The organism is Actinomycetota bacterium, from assembly GCA_035765775.1.
In the GTDB taxonomy this organism is placed as follows: domain Bacteria; phylum Actinomycetota; class CADDZG01; order JAHWKV01; family JAOPZY01; genus DASTWV01.
In genome coordinates this window covers 1-20972 of sequence record DASTWV010000054.1, presented here as the reverse complement: position 1 = coordinate 20972, position 20972 = coordinate 1, and the positions used below count along the sequence as shown (strand labels likewise).

General features: G+C 72.5%; 22 protein-coding genes. All 22 read right to left on the bottom strand.

Features of this window, described 5'->3' with window-relative positions:
• Window positions 1-47 precede the first annotated feature (47 nt).
• On the bottom strand, window positions 48-692 hold the full coding sequence (locus VFW71_12270; protein ID HEU5003536.1) for an HAD-IA family hydrolase: 645 nt from the start codon (window positions 690-692) through the stop codon (window positions 48-50).
• Window positions 685-1860: a glutamine-hydrolyzing carbamoyl-phosphate synthase small subunit gene (gene carA / locus VFW71_12265; GenBank protein HEU5003535.1), complete on the bottom strand. Its 1176-nt coding sequence runs from the start codon at window positions 1858-1860 to the stop codon at window positions 685-687. Before carA ends, VFW71_12270 begins: the two co-directional genes overlap by 8 nt.
• Entirely contained in the window at window positions 1854-3176 is a 1323-nt protein-coding gene (locus VFW71_12260; protein HEU5003534.1) for a dihydroorotase, read from the bottom strand. The genes carA and VFW71_12260 overlap by 7 nt, the downstream gene beginning before the upstream one ends.
• Complete coding sequence (locus VFW71_12255; GenBank protein HEU5003533.1) at window positions 3169-4185, bottom strand: aspartate carbamoyltransferase catalytic subunit; 1017 nt, start codon at window positions 4183-4185, stop codon at window positions 3169-3171. The genes VFW71_12260 and VFW71_12255 overlap by 8 nt, the downstream gene beginning before the upstream one ends.
• Window positions 4186-4255: 70 nt before the next feature.
• Complete coding sequence (gene pyrR, locus VFW71_12250; protein ID HEU5003532.1) at window positions 4256-4822, bottom strand: bifunctional pyr operon transcriptional regulator/uracil phosphoribosyltransferase PyrR; 567 nt, start codon at window positions 4820-4822, stop codon at window positions 4256-4258.
• Between the two features lie 211 nt (window positions 4823-5033).
• On the bottom strand, window positions 5034-5438 hold the full coding sequence (gene nusB / locus VFW71_12245) for a transcription antitermination factor NusB (protein ID HEU5003531.1): 405 nt from the start codon (window positions 5436-5438) through the stop codon (window positions 5034-5036).
• 19 nt (window positions 5439-5457) lie between these two features.
• On the bottom strand, window positions 5458-6021 hold the full coding sequence (gene efp, locus VFW71_12240) for an elongation factor P (GenBank protein HEU5003530.1): 564 nt from the start codon (window positions 6019-6021) through the stop codon (window positions 5458-5460).
• Between the two features lie 226 nt (window positions 6022-6247).
• Window positions 6248-7330 carry a Xaa-Pro peptidase family protein gene (locus VFW71_12235; GenBank protein HEU5003529.1) on the bottom strand — a complete coding sequence of 361 codons (1083 nt, stop codon included), beginning with the start codon at window positions 7328-7330 and terminating at the stop codon, window positions 6248-6250.
• Window positions 7327-7791: a type II 3-dehydroquinate dehydratase gene (aroQ, locus tag VFW71_12230; GenBank protein HEU5003528.1), complete on the bottom strand. Its 465-nt coding sequence runs from the start codon at window positions 7789-7791 to the stop codon at window positions 7327-7329. Before aroQ ends, VFW71_12235 begins: the two co-directional genes overlap by 4 nt.
• On the bottom strand, window positions 7788-8882 hold the full coding sequence (aroB, locus tag VFW71_12225; protein HEU5003527.1) for a 3-dehydroquinate synthase: 1095 nt from the start codon (window positions 8880-8882) through the stop codon (window positions 7788-7790). Before aroB ends, aroQ begins: the two co-directional genes overlap by 4 nt.
• Window positions 8882-9418, bottom strand: coding sequence for a shikimate kinase (locus tag VFW71_12220; protein HEU5003526.1), 537 nt, complete (start codon window positions 9416-9418; stop codon window positions 8882-8884). Before VFW71_12220 ends, aroB begins: the two co-directional genes overlap by 1 nt.
• A 4-nt stretch (window positions 9419-9422) precedes the next feature.
• A complete protein-coding gene (aroC, locus tag VFW71_12215; protein HEU5003525.1) occupies window positions 9423-10658 on the bottom strand; it encodes a chorismate synthase in 1236 nt (411 codons plus the stop codon).
• A 103-nt stretch (window positions 10659-10761) separates the two neighbouring features.
• Entirely contained in the window at window positions 10762-12138 is a 1377-nt protein-coding gene (locus tag VFW71_12210) for an aldehyde dehydrogenase family protein (protein ID HEU5003524.1), read from the bottom strand.
• Window positions 12139-12301: 163 nt separating this feature from the next.
• On the bottom strand, window positions 12302-12499 hold the full coding sequence (locus VFW71_12205; protein HEU5003523.1) for a helix-turn-helix domain-containing protein: 198 nt from the start codon (window positions 12497-12499) through the stop codon (window positions 12302-12304).
• 140 nt (window positions 12500-12639) lie between these two features.
• Entirely contained in the window at window positions 12640-13410 is a 771-nt protein-coding gene (locus VFW71_12200; protein HEU5003522.1) for a prepilin peptidase, read from the bottom strand.
• On the bottom strand, window positions 13407-14273 hold the full coding sequence (locus tag VFW71_12195) for a shikimate dehydrogenase (GenBank protein HEU5003521.1): 867 nt from the start codon (window positions 14271-14273) through the stop codon (window positions 13407-13409). The genes VFW71_12200 and VFW71_12195 overlap by 4 nt, the downstream gene beginning before the upstream one ends.
• A 7-nt stretch (window positions 14274-14280) precedes the next feature.
• On the bottom strand, window positions 14281-15288 hold the full coding sequence (gene mltG, locus VFW71_12190) for an endolytic transglycosylase MltG (GenBank protein HEU5003520.1): 1008 nt from the start codon (window positions 15286-15288) through the stop codon (window positions 14281-14283).
• Window positions 15285-15740, bottom strand: a complete 456-nt coding sequence (gene ruvX, locus VFW71_12185; protein HEU5003519.1) for a Holliday junction resolvase RuvX — start codon at window positions 15738-15740, stop codon at window positions 15285-15287. Before ruvX ends, mltG begins: the two co-directional genes overlap by 4 nt.
• On the bottom strand, window positions 15737-18406 hold the full coding sequence (alaS, locus tag VFW71_12180) for an alanine--tRNA ligase (GenBank protein HEU5003518.1): 2670 nt from the start codon (window positions 18404-18406) through the stop codon (window positions 15737-15739). The genes ruvX and alaS overlap by 4 nt, the downstream gene beginning before the upstream one ends.
• Window positions 18407-18440: 34 nt before the next feature.
• On the bottom strand, window positions 18441-18695 hold the full coding sequence (locus VFW71_12175; protein ID HEU5003517.1) for a hypothetical protein: 255 nt from the start codon (window positions 18693-18695) through the stop codon (window positions 18441-18443).
• Window positions 18692-19078 carry a DUF948 domain-containing protein gene (locus VFW71_12170; GenBank protein HEU5003516.1) on the bottom strand — a complete coding sequence of 129 codons (387 nt, stop codon included), beginning with the start codon at window positions 19076-19078 and terminating at the stop codon, window positions 18692-18694. Before VFW71_12170 ends, VFW71_12175 begins: the two co-directional genes overlap by 4 nt.
• A gap of 72 nt (window positions 19079-19150) precedes the next feature.
• Window positions 19151-20536 carry a replication-associated recombination protein A gene (locus VFW71_12165; protein HEU5003515.1) on the bottom strand — a complete coding sequence of 462 codons (1386 nt, stop codon included), beginning with the start codon at window positions 20534-20536 and terminating at the stop codon, window positions 19151-19153.
• Window positions 20537-20972 lie beyond the last annotated feature (436 nt).

Below are 20972 nucleotides of genomic sequence, written 5' to 3'. Positions count from 1 at the left end.
CGGGTCTTGCGGCGATCTCCCCTACCCATTTCGGTCACCCATTGCAGTCACGCTCCTTTCACGGTCACGAGTGGCGGCATCGTCGCCGCCAGCTCCTCGAAGCTCCCTACTCTGCCATACCTGTTGCCCACCCCGCCGACTGAGTATCCGGCGGCGAACCACGCCGTCCGGAACCCGAGGCGGGCAGCGGCGTCCAGGTTCTGCGGCTGGTCGTCCACGAACAGGCAGGCGTCCGGCGCGCACCCCACCGCCGAGAGGAACGCATCGTAGATCGCCCGGCCCGGTTTGCGGCACGCCACCTCGGCCGAGACGATCCACGGCGCCACACCCTCCAGGCCGAGGGCCGCCCGGCTGCGCCGCGACCAGACGGCGACATCATTGGTGATGCACCCCACCCCGATGCCGGCCTCGGCCGCGGCGGCCAGGAACGCCCCCGCCCCGGGCATCAGCGACCGGAGGCCCGCCCAGGCGCGGTCCAGCTCGTCGGGGTCGCCGGGCACGCCCAGCTCCCGCCACAGGTCGGCCGAGGTCCCCTCGCCGGCGCTCACCCGGCGGTAGGCCGCCCGCACCGCCTCCTCCGCCACCACCACGCCCCGGCGGGCGGCGAAGGCGCACAGCCGGGTGGCGACGCCCGCCTCGACATACAGCACCCCCATGGCGTCCAGGGCCACCCAGCGCACCCCGCTACCCACCTGCGCCCCCCATCAGGGTGCAGAAGGCTTCGAACAGGTAGCGGGCGTCGTGCGGGCCGGGGCCGGCCTCGGGGTGGTACTGCACGGCGAAGGCGGGCTCATTGCGGAGGGCGAACCCCTCCACCGTGTAGTCGTTGAGGTTGACGTGGGTGAGCTCGGCCGGGCCGTGGGGCGTCGGGGCCGTGAGGCCCACCGGGAGCGCCTGACCCGGGGTGCTCGGTGCCTGGAACCCGAAGGGGGCGGGTGACACGGCGAAGCCGTGGTTCTGGGTGGTGATCTCCACCTGCCCGTCGGCCAACCGGGCCACCGGGTGGTTGGACCCGTGGTGCCCGAAGGGCAGCTTGTAGGTGGGCAGGCCCAGGGCGAGGCCCAGCAGCTGGTGGCCGAGGCAGATGCCGAACACCGGTACCCGCCCCAGGAGCGCCGAGGCGGCGGCGATGCCGTAGCGCACCGCCTCCGGATCGCCCGGGCCGTTGGAGAAGAAGACGCCGTCGGCCCCGCTGGCCAGCACCTCGCTGGCCGGGGTGGCCGCCGGGTAGACGGTGACCGAGCACCGGTGGGCGGCGAGCTGGCGCAGGATGGAGGTCTTGATGCCGAAATCGTAGGCCGCCACCCGGTAGCGGGGCTCCGGGCAGGGCCACTCGTAGGGGTGCGGGGCGGTCACCTCCCGGACGAAGTCCGAACCCACCATGCCGGGCTGGGCCTTCAGGGTGGCGGCCACGGCGGCGGGCTCCGCCCCGGCGGTGAGGATCGCGCCCCGCATGGCGCCCCGGGAACGCAGGTGGCGGGTGAGGCGCCGGGTGTCCACCTCGGCGATGCCCGGGATCCCGGCGCCCGCCAGGTAGTCGTGCAGGCCCATCTCGGCGCGCCAGTTGGACCACACCGGCGGCAGGTCGCGGATGACGAAGCCCGACGCCTGCGGTCGGGCGCTCTCGGCGTCGGCACCGGTTACGCCGTAGTTGCCGATGTGCGGGTAGGTCATCGTCACGATCTGGCCCCGGTACGACGGGTCGGTGAGCACCTCCTGGTAGCCGGTCATGGCGGTGTTGAATACGACCTCGGCGGCCCCTTCGGTGCCCAGGGGCTCGGCCCCGAAGCTGACGCCCTGGAAGGTGGTGCCGTCCTCCAGGACCAGCACCGCCTCGGGCAGGTCGGCCGCCGTCACCATGTGGCCCCCACCCCCTCGAGCAGCTCCCCGTTCGAAACCACCAGGCGCCCCTCGAAGATCGTCGCCAGTACCTTCCCGGTCAGCTCCTGTCCCGCCCACGGGCAGTTGCGCGAGCGCGAGGCGAACCGGGAGGGGTCCACCACCCAGCGCGCCTCGGGGTCGAAGACGACGAGGTGGGCGGGCGCCCCGGCGACGATCGGACCGCCCTGGCCCTCCAGGCCGAGCACCCGGGCCGGGCCGGTGGACAGCCGCTCGACGAGGGCCGGCAGGCTCAGCACGCCGTCCCGGACCAAGGCCAGCACCACCCCGAGCGCGGTCTCCATCCCGATCAGGCCGGGGGGTGCCGCCTCGAACTCGGCTTCCTTCTCGTGGGCGGCATGCGGGGCGTGGTCGGTGGCGATGGCGTCCAGGGTGCCATCCGCCAGCCCGGCCCGGCAGGCGGCGACGTCGGCCAGCGAGCGCAGCGGCGGGTTCACCTTGAACACCGGGTCGAAGCTGGCCAGCTCCTCGTGGGTGAGAGTCAGGTGGTGGGGCGTGACCTCGGCGGTGACCGCCAACCCCTCCGCCTTCGCCGCGCGGACGAGGGCCACCGACCCGGCGGTGGACACATGCAGGGCGTGGAACCGGCACCCGGTCAGGCGGGCGAGGGCGATGTCCCGGGCCAGGGCCAGGTCCTCGGCCTCGGCGGGCATGCCCCGCAGGCCGAGACGGGAGGAGACCTCGCCCTCGTGCATCTGGCCGCCCTCGGAGAGCGCCTCGTCGTCGCAGTGCTCGGCGCAGATGCCCCCGAAGCCAGTGAGGTACTCCATCGCCCGGCGCAGCAGCCGGGTGTCCTGGACCCCGCGACCGTCGTCGGTGAACAGGCGCACCCGGGCGACCGAGCGGGCCATCTCGCCGATGGCAGCCAGCTGCGTACCCTCCCGGGCATGGGTGAGGGCACCGGCGGGCACCACCCGGGTCAGGCCGAGGAACCGCCCGCTAGCCGCCACCTTCTCGGCCACCGCAGCGCTGTCGCACGCCGGCTCGGTGTTGGGCATGGCGCAGATGGCGGTGAACCCGCCCCGGGCGGCGGCGGCCGACCCCGAGGCGATGGTCTCCTCGTCCTCCCGGCCGGGCTCGCGCAGGTGGACGTGGAGATCGACGAAGCCCGGGCTGACCACGGCGCCGTCCGCCTCCACCACCTCGGCCTCGCCGGCAGCCAGCCCGGCCCCCACCGCCTCGATGCGCCCGTCCCGGACCAGGATGTCGGCGGTGCGGTCGGTACCCGACGCCGGGTCGACCAGCCGCCCGCCCCGCACCAGGATGGCGTTAGCCAAGCGCGGGCTCCACTTCCGCCATCGCCTGCTCGAAGGCCAGCTGCGCCGGGTCGGTCGCCCGCCGGGCGGGGGCCTCCCGGGCCCGGTCCCGGTCGGAATTCAGGCCGCCCAGCATGAGGTAGAGCAGCGACATGCGCACCGCCACGCCGTTGGTCACCTGGTCGGTGATGATCGCCCGGTCCAGGTCGGCCACCTCGGCGGCGATCTCCACACCCCGGTTCATCGGCCCCGGGTGCATGATCACCGCCTCCGGGCGCATCCGGTTGACCCGGCGCAGGTCGAGGCCCCAGAAGGTGGCGTACTCCCGCAGCGAGGGCACCAGCTGCTCGTTCTGGCGCTCCCGCTGGACCCGCAGCAGGTACACCACGTCCAGGCTGGGCAAGACGGCCTCCAGGTCGTAGCTCACCGACACCCCCCAGGTGTCGACCGCCGGCGGCAGGAAGGTGGGCGGGGCGATCAGGACCACCTCGGCCCCCATGGTGCGCAGCGCGCGGGCGTTGGATCGGGCCACCCGGGAGTGGACGATGTCGCCCACGATCCCCACCCGCAGCCCGTCGAAGCTGGGGAAGTGCTCCCGGATCGAGTACAGGTCGAGGAGGGCCTGGGTGGGATGCTCGTGCGCCCCGTCGCCGGCGTTGATCACGCTGGCCTCCACCCACCCGGAGAGGCGCTGCGGAGCGCCGGCCGAGGCGTGGCGTACCACGATGGCGTCGATGCCCATCGCCTGCAGGGTCTGGGCGGTGTCCTTGAAGGACTCGCCCTTGGACAGCGAGCTCTTGGCGTCGCCGGTGAAGTTCACGACGTCGGCCGATAGCCGCTTGGCCGCCAGCTCGAAGGAGATCCGGGTGCGGGTGGAGGGCTCGAAGAACAGGTTGCACACGGTGCGGCCCCGGAGGGTGGGCACCTTCTTGATCGTCCGGGTGCCGACCTCCCGGAAGGAGTCGGCGGTCTTCAGCACGGTGTTGATCTGGCCGGCGCTGAGGTCCTGGATCGACAGCAGGTGCTTGATCATGCTCCCCTCCTCACCTGGTTCAGCCCTTGCCTCAGCCCTTGGCTCAGCCCTTGCCTCAGCTCTTGCCTCACGGCGCCTCCGAGATCGAAACCGAGTCCAGCCCGTCCGTCTCCGCCAGCCGCACGTCCACCGACTCCCGGTGGGCGGTAGGCAGGTTCCGGCCGATGAAGTCCGCCCGGATCGGCAGCTCCCGGTGCCCGCGGTCGATGAGCACCGCCAGCTGGACCGCCCGGGGCCGGCCGAAGTCCACGAGGGCGTCGATGGCCGCCCGGACGGTGCGCCCGGTGTAGAGCACGTCGTCCACCAGCACCACGATGCGGCCCTCGATGTCGCTGTCGATCTCGGTGCGGCCCACCTCGGCGGGCGTGCGGATGCCGATGTCGTCGCGGTAGAAGGAGATGTCGAGCGCGCCGGTCGGGGGGCGGACGCCCTCGATGCGCTCGATCTCGGCGCTCAGCCGGTCAGCGAGCGGCACACCCCGGCGCCGGATGCCCACCAGGACGACACCCTCGGCGCCGTGGTTGCGCTCCAGGATCTCGTGGGCCATGCGCTTGAGGGCGCGGGCGATGTCGGGGGCCTCGAGGACGACTGCTTTGACGACCGGGCCACTGGCCTGCGGGCTCGTCGGCGGCATGGCCGGTGGGATGGCCGGGGGGATGGCGGAGGCGGGCCCACTCAACAAGAAACGCCGCCCCCAGACCGCCCGATGCTGGGCGTGGACACGGCGCACGAGTGCAAACCCGCTCTCCTTTCTGGCCTCGCAGGACCAGTTCTTAAAGGGTGAGCAACTTCGGGGGCCACTGTACCACCGCGGTCGGCGCGCCGGGCGACACGGTGGCTTCCGACTACGGCTCCCCCACGGGGGCGCCCTCCCGGGCGATGCGGCCCAGGATCCCGTTGATGAAACGGCCGGAGTCCGCCGTCGAGTACGCCGCCGCCAGCGACACCGCCTCGTCGATGGCCACCGCCGGGATGACGGCGAGGTAGCGCAGCTCCAGCACGCCCAGGCGCAGGAGGTTGCGGTCCACGGGCGGCATGCGGGCCAGGGTCCAGTCCTCGGCGCACGCCTCGATGAGGTCGTCGATCGCCACCTGGTGCTCGGCGACGCCTGCCACCAGCTTCTCGGCGTAGGGCAGCGCCTTCTGGCCCTGGTAGCGGCTCAGGATCTCGCCGGTGGCCGCCCCAGCGACGTCGTGCTCGTAGAGCGTCTCCAGCGCAATCCGTCGGGCGCTGCGCCCCCGCACCGCCACGGCCGCCGTGCCGGCGGGGCTAGTTCCGGACCCGGGTGACGTACGCCCCGGTCCGGGTGTCCACCCGCACGGTCTCGCCGGTGGTGAGGAACAGCGGCACCTGGATGATGGCGCCGGTCTCCAGGGTCGCCGGCTTGGTGCCCGCCGAGGAGCGGTCGCCCTGCAGCCCCGGGTCGGTCTGCTCGACCACCAGGTCCACCGTGGTCGGCAGGTCGACGCCCAGAGCGACGCCGTCGTGCATCAGCACGCTGACCATCTGGCCCTCCTTGAGGAACCGCCCGGCGTCGCCCGCCAGGTCCCGGTCCACGGTCAGCTGCTCGTAGTTCTCGGTGTCCATGAAGACGAAGCCGGTGTCGTCCGGGTAGAGGTACTGCATCTCCCGGCGGTCCAGGCGGGCGATCTCCACCTTCTCGTCGGCCCGGAACGTACGGTCCACCACCACGCCGCTCTTCAGGCTCTTGACCTTGGTGCGCACCATGGCGTGGCCCTTGCCCGGTTTGTGGTGCTGGTACTCGAGGATGGACCACAGCTCCCCGTCCAGGTCCAGGGTCATGCCGGGGCGCATGTCGTTGGTTGAGATCATCTGGGGGTTCCTTTCAATGCTGCTGTCGTGTCTTCCCGGCCGCGCGGCAGCCCCCTACACCGTACCCGTTCGAGCCCCGGAGCCGCGGACGACGGGGACGTGGTTTCGTTGGAGCAACCCGGTAACGAGTTCTGGGGTCATTTTTCCGTCAAAACGACGGCAAAAAGTCCCCAGAACTTCTGTCGAATCGGCCTAACGCCCGGTTTTGCGCCAGCGCGCCGCCGGTCTAGACCTCCAGCAGCTCCTTCGGCGCCCGGCTGAGCGACTCGTGCCCGTCGGCGGTCACCACCGTGAGGTCCTCGATGCGCACCCCGCCCCAGCCCGGGAGGTAGACGCCGGGCTCCACCGTGACCACGTGGCCCGGCTCGAGCACATCCGCGCTGGTCGTCCGCAGCGTCGGTGCCTCGTGGATGTCGAGGCCCACCCCATGGCCCAGGCTGTGGCCGAACTCCGCCCCGTAGCCGGCGTCGGCGATCACCTTGCGGGCGGCACTGTCAACCTCGGCCCCGGTCTTGCCTGCCCCCAGCGCCTCCAGGCCCGCCTGTTGGGCGGCGGCCACCAGCTCGTAGATCTCCCGGTGGCGAGCGTCCGCCTTCCCCACCACGACGGTCCTCGTCAGGTCGGAACAGTAGCCGTCCACCACACAGCCCAGGTCGAAGAGCAGGAAACGGCCCGCCTCCACCACCCGGTCGCTCGGGTGGGCGTGGGGCAGGGCCGACCGCTCGGCGGCGGCCACGATCGAGGGGAAGGACACCGACTCCGCCCCCGCCAGGCGCATGTGTGACTCCAGCTCGATGGCCAGCTCCCGCTCCGTGCGGCCCGGGGCCACGAAGCGCAGGATGTGGGCAACCCCGTCGTCCGCCAGCGCCGCCGCCCGCCGGATGGCGTCCAGCTCGGCCGGCTCCTTCACCCGGCGCAGGTTCTCCACCACCCCGCCGATGGGCTCCAAGGTGGCGCCCGGGAACTGCTTGGCCAGGCGGTCCCGGCCCGCCACGGTCACATGCTCGCCTTCGAAGCCGATGCGGGTGGCGCCAAGCTCGCCGGTCAGGCGCTGCAGCGCCTCGCCCAGCTGGTCGGGCAGCGTGTAGACCTCGATGGCGGCGCCGGTCACCTCTTCGGGCGCCTGGGTGCGGTAGCGGCCGTCGGTCAGGAACCATGCCCCGCTGCGGGCCACCAGCACGGACCCGTTCGACCCGCTGAACCCGCACAGCCAGCGGACATTGGTGAGGTTGGAGATGTAGACGGCATCGAGCTCACCCAGCCCAGACTGGAGCACGCCTTGGAACCGGGCGATACGGCCGTCACTCACTCGTCGTCGCCCCCCTCGTCGCCTCCCTCGTCGCTCAGCACGACGTTGAGCGCCTCCAGCGCCAGCACGTAGCCCTGCGTGCCCAACCCGCTGATCACCCCGTAGGCCACCGGCGAGATCACCGACTTCGACCGCCAGTCCTCGCGGGCGTAGATGTTGGAGATGTGGACCTCGACCACCGGCACCTGGGCGGCGGTGATGGCATCGACCAGCGCCAGGGAGTAGTGGCCCAGGGCGGCGGGGTTGAGCACCACACCGGCGGCCGACGTGCGGGCGTCCTGCAGCCACTCCACCAGCTCGCCCTCGAAGTTCGTGTGCCGGAAGTCGATGTCCATGCCCAGCTCGGAGGCCTTGGCCCGGCACATCTCCTCGACGTCGTCCAGGGTCTGGGTGCCGTAGATCTCCGGCTCCCGGTCACCGAGCAGGTTGAGGTTGGGACCGTTGAGCACGAACACTTTCATCTGTCCGCCACCACCTCCGCTAGGGCCGAAGCCACCTCCCGGGACCCGACTCCGGTCATCACGACTGAATCTCCGAGACCGCATAGCAGCACCCATCGAATCCCTCCTCGATATTTCTTGTCCATCTCCCATGCCCGCTGCACGGCGGCCGAGTCGAACGCCGCCCGCACCGGGAGCCCGAGCCCCTCCAGCACCTGGTGGTGCCGTGCCACATCGTCGTCGCCCAGCATCCCGACCTCCCGGGCCAGGGCGGCGGCGAACACGCAGCCCACCGACACCGCCTCGCCGTGCAGCCACTCCTCGTAGCGCCCGAGCGCCTCCAGGGCGTGCGCGAGGGTGTGGCCGTAGTTCAGCATGATCCGCCGGTCGTCAAGGTCCCGCTCGTCGCTGCTCACCACCCGGGCCTTGATGGCGGCGGAGCGGCCGACGATCTCCTCCAGCAGCTCGGGGTCGCGCCCGGCGATGGCGGCCCCGGACGTCTCCAGCAGGTCCAGGAGGTCGGGCTCGAAGCTGAACCCGTACTTGGCAACCTCGCCGAAGCCCGATCGGTACTCGCGCTCGGGCAGGGTGGAGAGCACCGCGGTGTCCGCCAGCACCGCCAGGGGCTGGTAGAAGGTGCCGGTCAGGTTCTTGCCCGCGCTGAGGTTGACCGCGGTCTTGCCCCCGATGGCGGCGTCCACCTGCGCCAGCAGCGATGTCGGCACCTGCACCAGCGGCATCCCCCGCTGGTAGACCGAGGCCACGAAGCCGGCGAGGTCGCCCACCATGCCGCCCCCGAGAGCCACCAGCAGGTCGCCCCGGCGGATGCGGCGCCGGGCCAGGTCCTCCAGCAGCCGCCCGGCGACCTCGATGCTCTTCGACGTCTCGCCGGCGTGCACCACCAGGCGGTGGACCTCGCCGGTGGAACCCACCGTGCTGAAGGCCTCTTCGGCCACCGAGCCCCAGGCCGCATCGACGTTGGCGTCGGAGACGATGGCCACCCGCTCGCAGCCCGGGATCCCGGGGATGAGCGCCGCCGCCTCGGCGAGGGCGCCCGGGCCGGCGTGCACGTCGTAGGAGCGGGCGCCGAGCTCCACCCGGACCGAGCGCACTAGCGCACCTCCGCCGGGCGGGCACCCAGCGCCGCGGCGATGACGCCGGCGACCTCGCCGGGCGAGCCGTCCCCGTCCACCGCGAGATGGGCGGCCGCCTGGTAGGCGGCGCTGCGCTCCTCGGTCAGGGCCCGCAGGCGGCTCTCGAGGTCCCCGCGGCGCCCGGCGAGCACCGGCCGGCCGGCGTCGGTGCCGAGCCGGGCGGCCGCCACGCCGGGGGACACCTGCAACCACACCACCGTCGCCCCGGAGCGCAGCGCCGCAGCGTTGGCCGGATCGAGAACCACACCACCCCCGCCAGCCACCACCAGGCCGGGTCGGCCGGCCACCTTCCCCACCGCAGCCCGTTCCCGGACCCGGAAACCGGCCTCGCCCTCCACCGAGAAAATCTCGGTCACGCTCCGGCCCGCCTCCTGCTCCACCACGGCGTCCAGATCGACGAACTCCATCCCCAGTGCGGTGGCCAGGCGGCGGCCGACCTCGCTCTTGCCGCAGCCCATCATCCCGATGAGCACGACACTGGCGGGCCCGGGCACCGGGCTAGGCGTCCGGGCCGGCCGGTGGGCGCCGGATGCGCAGCCGGAAGGCGGCCATCGCGCCCTGGAGGTCGGCAAGGGTGTCGCCGCCGAACTTCTCCACCACCGCCTCAGCCAGCACCCAGGCCACCACGGCTTCCCCGACCACCGCCGCGGCGGGCACGGCGCACGAGTCGGTGCGCTCCCGGAAGGCCCCCGCCGCCTCCCCGGTGGCCATGTCCACGGTGCGCAGGCGCTGCTTCAGCGTGGCCAGGGGCTTCATCGCCGCCCGCACCCGCAGGGTGGGGCCGATGGTCATGCCGCCCTCGGTGCCCCCCGCCCGATCGCTGTGGCGGCGCAGCTCGCCGTCCTCGAAGAAGATCTCGTCGTGCGCCGCCGTGCCCCGCAGCCCGGCGAGGGCGAACCCGTCCCCCACCTCGACGCCCTTGATCGCCTGGATCGACATCAGGTGGTAGGCGAGGCGGGCGTCGATCTTGCGGTCGTAGTGCACGTGCGAGCCCAGCCCCACCGGCACGCCGTAGGCGATGACCTCGAAGACGCCGCCCAGGCTGTCCCCGGCCTCCTGCGCCGCCTCGATCTCGGCCGCCATGGCCAGCGCCGCGACGGGGTCGAAGCACCGCACCGGTGAGGCGTCGATCGCCTCCAGGTCGGCGGGGATCGGGCGGGGCCCGGCGGGATCGGCCTGGGCGGCGCCGATGCCCACCACATGGCTGACCACACGCATGCCGAGCTCCGCCAGGAGGGTCTTGGCCAGGGCGCCGGCGACCGTCCGGGCAGCGGTCTCCCGGGCGCTGGCCCGCTCCAGGACGTTGCGGGCGTCGGCGAAGTCGTACTTCAGCATGCCGGCGAGGTCGGCGTGCCCTGGCCGGGGCTCGGTGAGCACGTTGCCCGACGGCGAGCCCTCGGGGGACATCACCCGGTCCCACTTGGCCCACTCGGTGTTGCGGATGACGATGGCAACCGGGCTGCCCAGGGTCCTCCCGAAGCGCACGCCGCCCAGCAACTCCAGCTCGTCGCGCTCGAATTTCATCCGTGGGCCGCGGCCGTAGCCGAGCCGGCGGCGGGCCAGCTCGTCGCCGATGGACTTGGTCTGCACCGGGATCCCGGCGGGGAGACCCTCGACGATGACCGTGAGGGCCGGGCCGTGGGACTCGCCGGCGGTGAGGTAGCGGATCACGGCCCCATGGTATGCGAGGGCCACTGTGGGGAGGGGCTCCGGGAGCGCCCGGGACGTGCGCATCCGCCTCGCCCCGCACCGAGGCACGGTGAGAGTTAGACGTCGAAGCAAGCAACAAAAGCCGTGCGCAGTGCGGCCTTTGTGCCCCACCTCCTCCCGGCTCCGGCTACGGCCCCACCCACACGGTCTTGGCGTTGCAGAACTCCCGGATGCCCGCCCGGCCCAGCTCCCGGCCGTAGCCCGACGCCTTGATCCCGCCGAAGGGCAGCTCGGGGTAGGAGGTGGTGAAGCCGTTGACGAAGACCTGCCCGGCCGCAAAGCCGTCGATGAACAGCTCCTGCTCGGCGGGGTCATTCGTCCACACGTTGGAGCCGAGGCCGAACTCGGTGGCATTGGCGAGGTCCAGGGCCTCCCGGGCGCTGGCCACCCGGTAGAGCTGGGCCACCGGGCCGAAGACCTCCTCCCGGTAGACGCGCATGGCCGGCGTGATGCCGCTGAGGACGGTGGGCGGGTAGAACCAGCCGGCTCCGTCCGGGACCTCGCCGCCGCACAGGGGCGTCGCACCCTTGCCCAGGGCATCCTGCACCTGCGCGTCCACCACCTCACGGCCCGCCCGGGTGGCGAGGGGGCCGATGGCCGTGGCGGGATGCATCGGGTCGCCCACGACCTGTGCGGCCATGGCCTCGACGAAGCGCCGTTCGAACTCATCGGCGACGGCCTCGTGCACGATGAACCGCTTGGCGGCGATGCAGCTCTGGCCGTTGTTCTGGCAGCGAGCCCACACCCCTTGGGCAACGGCGCCCTCCAGGTCGGCCGAGGCCAGCACGACGAACGGGTCGCTCCCGCCCAGCTCCAGGACGGTCTTGCGGATGCGCCGGCCGGCGGCGGCCGCCACCGCCGATCCCGCCGCCTCGCTGCCGGTGAGCGTGGCGGCCGCCACCCGTGCGTCGTTCAGCACCGCCTGCACCCCACCGGACTCGATGAGGAGGGTCTGGAACACACCGGGCGGGGCGCCGGCCTTGGTGAAGGTCTCCTCGAAGGCCAGAGCGGTCTGCGGCACATTGGAGGCGTGCTTGAGGAGGCCGACGTTGCCCGCCATCAGGGCCGGAGCGGCGAAGCGGGTCACCTGCCAGAGCGGGAAGTTCCACGGCATCACCGCCAGCACCGGGCCGAGCGGCTGGTAGCGCACGAACGCCCGCCGGGCCTTGACCGCGGGGGCGTCGCCCGGCTCGTCGGCGAGGAACGCCGCGCCGTGGCGGGCGTAGTACCTAAAGGCGGTGGCGCACTTGGTGACCTCCGCCCGGGCCTGGGCCAGCGGCTTGCCCATCTCCTGGGTCATGGTGGCGGCGAGGGGGCCGGCCTCGGCGTCGAGGACATCGGCCACCCGGTCCAGCAGGGCGGCACGTTCGCCGAAGGGCGCCCGGCGCCACTCGCCGAAGGCGGCCGCCGCCCGGCCCAGCCGAGCCTCGAGCTCCGGCGCCGCCAGGGGCGGGAAGACCTTCAGGGTCTCGCCGGTCGTTGGGTCGATGCTTGCGATCGTCATACGGACACCTCCCTTGGGAGGCTACCCACCTGCTACCGCGGCAGTCGATGAGAGTCCCCGCCGCCCGGTAGGCAGTGATCGCCTCGTCGAAGCTCAGCAGACCCCGCAGCTCGTGGCGCCGCAGGGCATCGCCGAACTCGGCATCGATCGGGTGGGGGGCGCGTCAGGCGGTGACGCTGCCCTCGTTCAGGTACTGGTTCATGTCCGACTCCCGGATGCGGTAGTTCTTGCCCACCCGCAGGGCCGAGAGCTGGCCCGACTTGATCAGCCGGTACACGGTCATGTTGGAGACCCGCATGAGCGATGCCACCTCGCTCACGGTGAGCAGGTGGTCCCCGGACAGGCTCCGGCGCGCAGGCATCAGCGCACCTTCAACGAACGCCGCATTCCTTCACCCCTCTTTGGCTCGGGCAGCGGACGCTCAAGGTAGCTACTTTTGACGCTTGTTGTCAAATGCAAACTCACGTAACAACTACCAACGATGTAATCACACGCCCGTGATCACCCCAGCCAGGGCTTCAGCGCCCCCGCCCCGAGCAGCAGCATCGCCATGGCCCCCAGGGCCATGAACGGGCCGAAGGGGATGGCGTCCTTCATGCCCTTGCGCCCCACCGCCAGCAGGAGCGCCGCCCCGAGGCCCCCGGCCAGCAGGCCCAGGAGCGCCCCGCCGAGCACCAGCGACAGACCGAACCACCCGAGGTGGAAGCCGAGGTAGGGGGCGAACTTGATGTCCCCGCCCCCCATGGCCGACGGCGCGGCGATGCCGAGCACCAGCATCGGCAGCCCGTAGGCCACCGCCCCGATCGCGGCGTGCTCCAGGTTGCTCCACCGGTGGTGCACCAGCGTCGCCCCCACCAGAAGCACCGCGCCGATGATGAACGACGGCCCCAACACCTTGTTGGGCAGCCGGTGGTGGCCGATGTCGATCGCCGACAGGGTCACCAGGGCGGTGGCGAAAGCCAGGTAGGCCGGGAGCTCCGGGTGGACCCCGAGGCGGCCCACGATGAGGGCCCAGAGGACTCCGTTGCCCAGCTCGATCAACGGGTAGCGGATCGAGATGTGCTGGTGGCACCGGCGGCATTTGGCCCCCAGCACCGCGTAGGAGACCAGCGGGATGTTGTCGTACCAGGCGATGGGCTTCTCGCAGTGCGGGCAGGCCGACCGGGGCGCCACGATCGAGTAGCCGTTGGGCACCCGGAAGGCGACCACGTTGGCGAAGCTGCCGAAAGCCAGCCCGCCGATGAAGGCGAGGACGATCTCGGCCGCGGTCACCGGCCCGCCCCGCCGCGGCGGGCGCCCTCCCACATCGCCTCCAGGGGAGCGGCCTCCCCGGTGAAGATCTCGAAGGCCAGCGCCGCCTGGTGCACCAGCATCCCCAGGCCCCCGAACGCCCGGGCACCCTGGCGGTGCGCCTCCACCACCAGCGGGGTCTCGGGCGGGTGGTACACGAGGTCCACCACTGCCGCATCCGGACGGATGGCGTGAGTGGGCACCAGGGGCTCCTCGCCCTCCTGGCCGACCGGCGTGGCGTTGACGATCAGGTCGGCAGCCGCCACCACCCCGGCCAGCGCGGCCGCCCCGGAGTCCAGGCCGGCCACCTGGAAGCTGGCCGCTCCCGCCAGGCCCCCGAGCGCGGTCGCCCGCGTCGGGTCCCGCCCCAGCACGGTGATCGAGGACGCCCCCGCCTCGCCCAGCCCGGCGATCACCGACCGCGCCGAGCCCCCGGAGCCGATCACCAGCGCCGCCGAGCCCCCCACGCGCACACCCGCCTCCTGCTCCAGGAACGCCACCAGCCCGGCCCCGTCGGTGTTCCAGCCCACCAGCTCGCCGTCCACCCGCCGGACGGTATTGACCGCGTTGGTCGGCCCGGCCGGCCCCTCCAGGCGGTCCATCGCTTCGGCCGCTGCCCGCTTGTGCGGCATCGTGACGTTGAGCCCGGCGACCCCGCCGGCCAGCAGCCCCCGCACCGCGGCCGCAACCGTGCCGGGGGACACCTCCTCCACCGGGAACCCCACGTACACCCAGTCCAGCCCGAGGGCGGTGTAGCCCGCGTTGTGGATGGCGGGCGACAGGCTGCGGGCTACCTGCTTCGGCCCCCCGACCAGCCCGGCGACCCGGGTGCTCCCGCTCAGCACGAGAGGATCAGCACGTGGTGGGCTGGCGCTTGGCTGCGTTCACAAAGTCGTTGTAGGAGGAGAAGAAGAGGTTGGTCTTGCAGTCGGGCCCGAGCACGTAGTAGAGGTCATTGGTCTGCGCCGGCGACACGGCGTCCTGGATGAAGGGCAACTCCGGGCTCGAGATCGGCGTGGGCGGCAGGCCGGCCTTCAGCCGGGTGTTGTACGGCGTGACCGTCGCCAGGTCGCTCTGGGTGAGCGGCTGGCCGAAGGATTTGTTGAGGCCGTAATAGATGGTGGCATCGATGCCCAGCGTCATGCCGGTCCTCAGCCGGTTGTAGATGACCGCGGCGATCTTCGGCCCGTCGCTGGCCACCTTGGCCTCGTTCTGGATCAGCGAGGCGATCACGACCACCTGGTACGGGGTCACGCCCCCGGGGGCGGCAGCGAAGTTGACCTGGGCGGTCTCGGTCTGGAACTGGTCCACCATCTCGGTCACCAGCTGGGCGGCGGTCTCCTTGGGCGCCACGAAATAGGTCTGGGGGTACAGGAAGCCCTCGAGCGAGGTGATGCCCGGCTGCATGACCTTGGGCACGGTGGTCGCCACGGTGGCGGCCGCCTGGAAGTCCGCCGCCGCGATATGGGTGGAGGCGCCCACCCGCTGTGCGGTCTCGGTGACGGTCAGGCCCTCGGGGATCGTCACCTTCTCGTGGGTCTGGCTGGGGCCGGCGGACAGCGCGGCGATGAGCACCGAGTACGGCATGTCCTTGCGCAGCGTGTAGTCACCCTTCTGCAGCGCCAGGCTGATGCCGTGCAGGCGCAGGTAGACGTGGAAGTCGAGGGTGGAGTCGATGACGCCTTTCCCGGCGAGGCTGGGGCCGAGATTGGTCAGCGACGCACCGGCGGGCACGGTGAAGGCCACCGGGGCGCCCCCCGCGCTGCCCTTGGCGTTGTTCTGGTACGACAGGTAGACCTTGGCCACCACCGCCACGGCGAGGATGATCAGGATCAGGAGCCCGATGGCCAGCTTTCTCATGAGCGTTCTGCTACCCGCCCGTCGCGGTGTGAAGCCGCATCCAGGTAGCTCTGCAGGATGACGGCGGCGGCCGACCGGTCCACCGACTGGCGGCGCCGGCGCCCTGCGGCCCCGGTGGCGGCCAGCGCCCGGTCGGCGGCGACGGTGCTCAGGCGCTCGTCGACCAGGTGCACCGGGATCCCCAGCCGCTCCCCCACCTCGGAGGCCATGGCCCGGGCATCTTCGGCGGCCGCGCCCTCGGTCCCCCGCAACGACACCGGCAGGCCGATGACCACTGCCGCGACCGCATGCGCCGCCGCCAGGTCGGCCAGTACATCCAGCCATCCCTCCGCCCGGTCCAGCACGGTGAGCGGCAGCGCCATCGCCGTCCCGGCCACTGCCAGGGCGATCCCGATGCGGCGCTCCCCCGGGTCGATGCCCAGGACTGCGCCCGCCGGTGCCTGCACCGTCACCCGAGCTCCTCGAGGCTGCGCTCAGCGGCCTGGCGCACCGCGGCCAGGGCGTCGTCCAGGCCCGCCACCTTGGAGCCGCCCGCGGTCACGAGATCGGGCTTGCCACCGCCCCCGCCGCCCAGCGCCCCGAAGCCCGGCTTCGCCAGGGCCTGGGCCGACAGGCCGGCGGCGACCAGGTCCCGGGCCACCCCGACCACCATCGTCGCCTTGGCACCCGCCTCGTCGGGGGCGCCGACGGCCACCACCGACGACGCCAGCCGGTCCCGCACCGCGATCGCCAGCCGGCGTACGTCGTCCACCGGGCGCCCGTCCCGGCGGAGCACCACCAGCTTGCCCCGGCCCACCGGACGCACCGCGTCGGAGGCCAGCACCGCCCGCACCTCCCCCTCCAGGAGGGCGGCCTTCTGCCTGGCCAGCTCGCCTTCGAGGGCCTTGGAGGTCTCCAGCACCTTCTCCAGGCGCTCCACCACCTGGTCGGGCTCGGCCTTCAGCAGGTCGGCCGCCCGGCGCAGGGTGGCGGCCTGCTCGTTGAGGTAGCGCAGCCCGGCGGCCCCGGTGTAGGCCTCGACCCGGCGGATGCCCGCCCCGATCGACGCCTCGCCCAGTACCTTCACGACGCCCACCTGCCCGGTGCGGTGCACGTGGGTGCCGCCGCACAGCTCCTTGGAGTAGTCGCCCACCTCCACCACCCGCACGTAGGCGCCGTACTTCTCACCGAACAGGGCCATGGCCCCGAGGGAGGTCGCCTGGTCGTAGGTGGTCTCGAAGGCGTGGACGGCGTCGTCGGACAGCACCCGGGTGTTGACCTCCTCCTCCATCCGGGCGAGCACCTCACCGGGCACCGCCTCGTAGTGCGAGAAGTCGAAGCGCAGCCGGCCGGGCTCGACCAGCGACCCCGCCTGGCGGGCGTGCTCGCCCAGGGTGGCGCGCAGCGCCCAGTGCAGCATGTGCGTGGCGGTGTGGCTGCGCTCGGTGCCCATGCGGTGGGCGGGGAACACCTGCGCGCTGGCCGCCTGGCCGGACTGGACCTCGCCGGCGGTCACCCGGCCCCGGTGCACGATGACCCCGCCCGGGCCCGGCACCCACTGGGTGTCGGCCACCGCGAAGACCCCGGAAGCGGTGCGCACCTCGCCCCGGTCGCCGATCTGGCCGCCGCCCTCGGCGTAGAACGGGGTGCGGTCCAGGACCAGCTCGCCCTCCTCGCCCTCCTGCAGCGCCGGGACCAGGACGCCGACCCCGGTGCCCCGCAGCAGCCCGGCGACGGTCCCTTCGGCCCCCATCACCTCGTAGCCCAGGAAGTCGGTCGTGCCGGCCTGGGCCTGGAGATCGCCCAGCACGCCCTCGGCGGGTGCCGCCTCGGTCCCCGCCCGGCGGGCCTCCCGGGCCCGGGAGCGCTGGGCCTCCATGAGGTGCTCGAACTCCTCGACCGCCACCGAGAGCCCCTCGTCGGTGGCGAAGTCGGTGGTGAGGTCGAGGGGGAAGCCGTAGGTGTCGTGCAGCTCGAAGGCCACGGTCCCGGGCAGGTGCGCTTCGCCCCGGCCCTTGGCGTGGGCGATGGCCTCTTCCAGCCGGGTCAGGCCCCGGCGCAGCGTAGCGTCGAAGCGGGACTCCTCCCGGGCAACCACCCGGGCGATGTGGTCGGCGGTGCGGGCCACCTCCGGGTAGACCGGGCCGAAGAGGTCGATGGCCACCGCCGTCAGATCGGTGAGCAGCGCCCGGTCGACGCCCAGCAGGCGGGCATGGCGCACCGCCCGGCGGATGAGCCGGCGCAGGACGTAGCCCCGGCCCTCGTTGGACGCCAGCACGCCGTCGGCGATCAGCACCGTCATCGCGCGGGGGTGGTCGGCGAGCACCCGGAGGCTCATGTCGGCGAGGGGCGACTGGCCGTAGGCGGTCCCGGTCACCTCCTCGGCGGCCCGCAGGATGGGGGCCAGGGTGTCGGTCTCGAACGCGGTCGGCACGCCCTGCAGGATGGCGGCGATCCGCTCCAGGCCCGCCCCGGTGTCGACGCTGGGCTTGGGCAGGTCGCCCAGGATCCGCCCGGCGTCGTCCTGGGTGTGCTGCATGAAGACGAGGTTCCAGATCTCGAGGTAGCGCTCGTCGTCCACCGGGCCGGTGCCGTCGTAGGGCCGGCCGAAGGCGTCGCCCCGGTCGTAGAGCAGCTCGGAGCACGGCCCGCACGGCCCGGCGACCCCCATGCTCCAGAAGTTGTCCTCCCGGCCCCGGCGCAGGATCCGGCCGGCCGGCACGCCGACGTCGTCCGCCCAGATGCCTGCCGCCTCGTCGTCGGTGGTGAACACCGTGGCGAAGAGCCGCTCGGGCTCGAGGCCGAACCCGGTGGTCACCAGCTCCCAGGCCCAGCGGATGGCGTCGCGCTTGAAGTAGTCGCCGAAGGAGAAGTTGCCCAGCATCTCGAAGAAGGTGAGGTGGCGGGTCGTGCGCCCCACCTCCTCGAGATCGACGGTGCGGAAGCACTTCTGCACGGTGGTCGCCCGGGGGTAGGGGCGGGGCTTCTGGCCCAGGAAGTAGGGCTTGAACTGCACCATGCCGGCGTTGGTCAGCAGCAGCGTCGGGTCGTCGGGCACCAGCGACGCCGACGGGACCACGGTATGGCCCCGGGCGGCGAAGAAGTCCAGGAACGTGCGGCGAATGCGGTCGGCGTCCATGACGGTCTCTAGGATCGCGTAGCCCGGCGGTGGGTCAGTGCGGGCCGTCGTGCAACACCTTGGCCCGGAGCTCGGCCTCGGCGTCCTTCATGGCCTTGGTGCCCTGCTCCAGGGCGGACTTGATGCGGTTGCCGAACTCGTCGATGGCGTTGTTCGCCCCGCTGACATCCAGCCCCCCGCCCGGCCCCGCCGTGGGCAGGCCCTTGCGGGCACGCAGGACGACCCGCACGGCGGTGGAGCCGAGCCCGACGGCCAGCCCGACACTGAACGCGGCAAGGATGCGCTTCATTCCTCGGCCTCCCGTTCCTCCTCGGAGCGCTTCCTGCGCTTGAGTGCCTTCACCCCGACGCCCGCCCCGGTGAGGAAGGCCAGCGCTTTGATGACCGGGTTCGCCGTGGCGGCGGTCACCAGCCGGGCGACGTTGGACACGCTGGCCGCCGCGGTCTCCGCCGAGGCCAGGATGCCGTCCACCCGATCCATCTCGACGTTGAGCGTGGTGACGGTGGTGCGCACCTCGGTTAGCAGCGGCATGGTCTCCTTGCGGACGTCGTTCAGGGTGAGGGTCACGTCGGTCAGCAGCCCGGCGACCTTGCTGAGGACGACGCCGAGCACCGCCACCAGCGCCACCACGGCCAGGGCAATGATCAGCAGCGCAACTTGGCCCCAGGTCATTCCGGCGTCCCCCTCGTGCCCGCACGCCCGTACCTCCGGGCGACGCCGGAAGACGGGGAAGTTCTGGCAACCTTACCGGAAATCGTCCGGCGCCCGGTTCTCCTGGTGCTGGTGGGCGAGGCGGGCTTTCCGGCGTTCCGCCAGCACCTCGGCGGCGCCCGCCTCGGCGCCCCGGTCGGTGGGCTCGTAGTAGCGCGGGCCGCCCTGCTGGGCGAGCGTGGTCGGGAGGTACGTCTGGGCCACCCAGCCGCCGGGAAAGTCGTGCGGGTACTGGTAGGCGACGCCGTGGCCCAGCTTCTTGGCCCCCGGGTAGCCGGTGCCCCGCAGGTGGGGCGGCACCTCGCCCGCCCCCATCCGTTTGACGTCGTCGGTGGCCCGCCCGATGGCCAGGTAGGAGGCGTTGGACTTGGGCGCCATCGCCAGGTGGATGGCCGCCTGCGCCAGGTTGAGCCGGGCCTCGGGCAGGCCGACGAACTCGAGGGCCTGGAAGGCCGCCACCGCCACCAGCAGGGCCGTCGGGTCGGCATTGCCGATGTCCTCCGACGCCAGGATCACCATGCGGCGGGCGATGAAGCGGGGGTCCTCGCCCGCCTCCAGCATGCCCGCCATCCACCACAGGGCGGCGTCGGGGTCCGAGCCCCGCAGGGACTTGATGAACGCCGAGATGGCGTCATAGTGGGCGTCCCCCGCCCGGTCGTAGCGGATCAGGGGCTGCTGCAGGGCCTCGGCGGCCTGGGTCTCGGTGACGGTTCGTGCACCGGTGGCCAGGGCTCCCGCCACCATCGCCTCGAGGGCGTTGAGCGCGGTGCGGGCGTCGCCCCCGGCCCGGTCGACGACGTAGTCGAGGGCGTCGGAGGTCACGTCCACCTGGCCGGCGCCGAGGCCCCGTTCCTTGTCCTGGAGGGCCTGGTGCAGGAGCTTCCTGACCTCCTCCCGGGTGAGTGGCTCCAGGCGGAAGACCAGGCTGCGGGAGAGCAGCGGGGCGTTGACCGAGAAGTAGGGGTTCTCGGTGGTGGCCCCGATCAGGACCACCTCGCCCCGCTCGACGGCGGGCAGCAGGGCATCCTGCTGGGCCTTGTTGAAGCGGTGGATCTCGTCGATGAACAGGATGGTCTTGCGCTGGAAGGCCCCGAGCGCCTCCCGGGCCTCGGCGATGGCCTTGCGCACGTCGGCCACGGTGCCGGTCACCGCGCTCAGGGTGACGAAGCGCCCCTTGGTGGCCGAGGCCACGATGGTGGCAATGCTCGTCTTGCCGGTGCCTGCCGGCCCCCACAGCACGATCGAGCCGAGCCGGTCGGCGGCGATCAGGCGCCGGAGCGGCCCCCCGGGGCCGACCAGGTGGGTCTGGCCGACCACCTCGTCGAGGGTGCGGGGCCGCATGCGGGCCGCCAGCGGGGCGAAGGCGTCGAAGCGCTCCTCGGCGGCGCTGGTGAAGAGGTTGTCGCCCGGGTCCGGCACCGGGCCACGGTACTACCGGGGCCAGCGGCATTTCGCGGCAGGCCCCCTGCGGTGGAAGCCCGCCGTCGCGGGCTCCCGATCGCTGAAGTGGCTCGGGAAGCCCTCCTGCCATTCTTGTGAGCATGAACCACCACATAGGTGGCTCAGCGTCACAGGAAACTCCGGAAGTGGCGCTGGCATCCATCTCCAAGCGCCGCGGCAGTGACGCCGGGCGCCCGTCGCAGGGTGAAGAGGGTTCGGCTGGGGTGGAGGGTGGAGTGGAGGGGAGGCCCGGCCTTAACGGGGTGGGGGGTCCTCCCAGTCGTAGTGGGCGGGGCCGAGCTCGAAGGTCTCGGTTTGCTCCTCGTACAGCCAGGCGTCCTCCGCTGGCGGCCCCGTGCTGGGGGACCGGGTGTCGGGGGGTGGCTTGGCCGCCTCCTCGATCACGCCCCGGGGC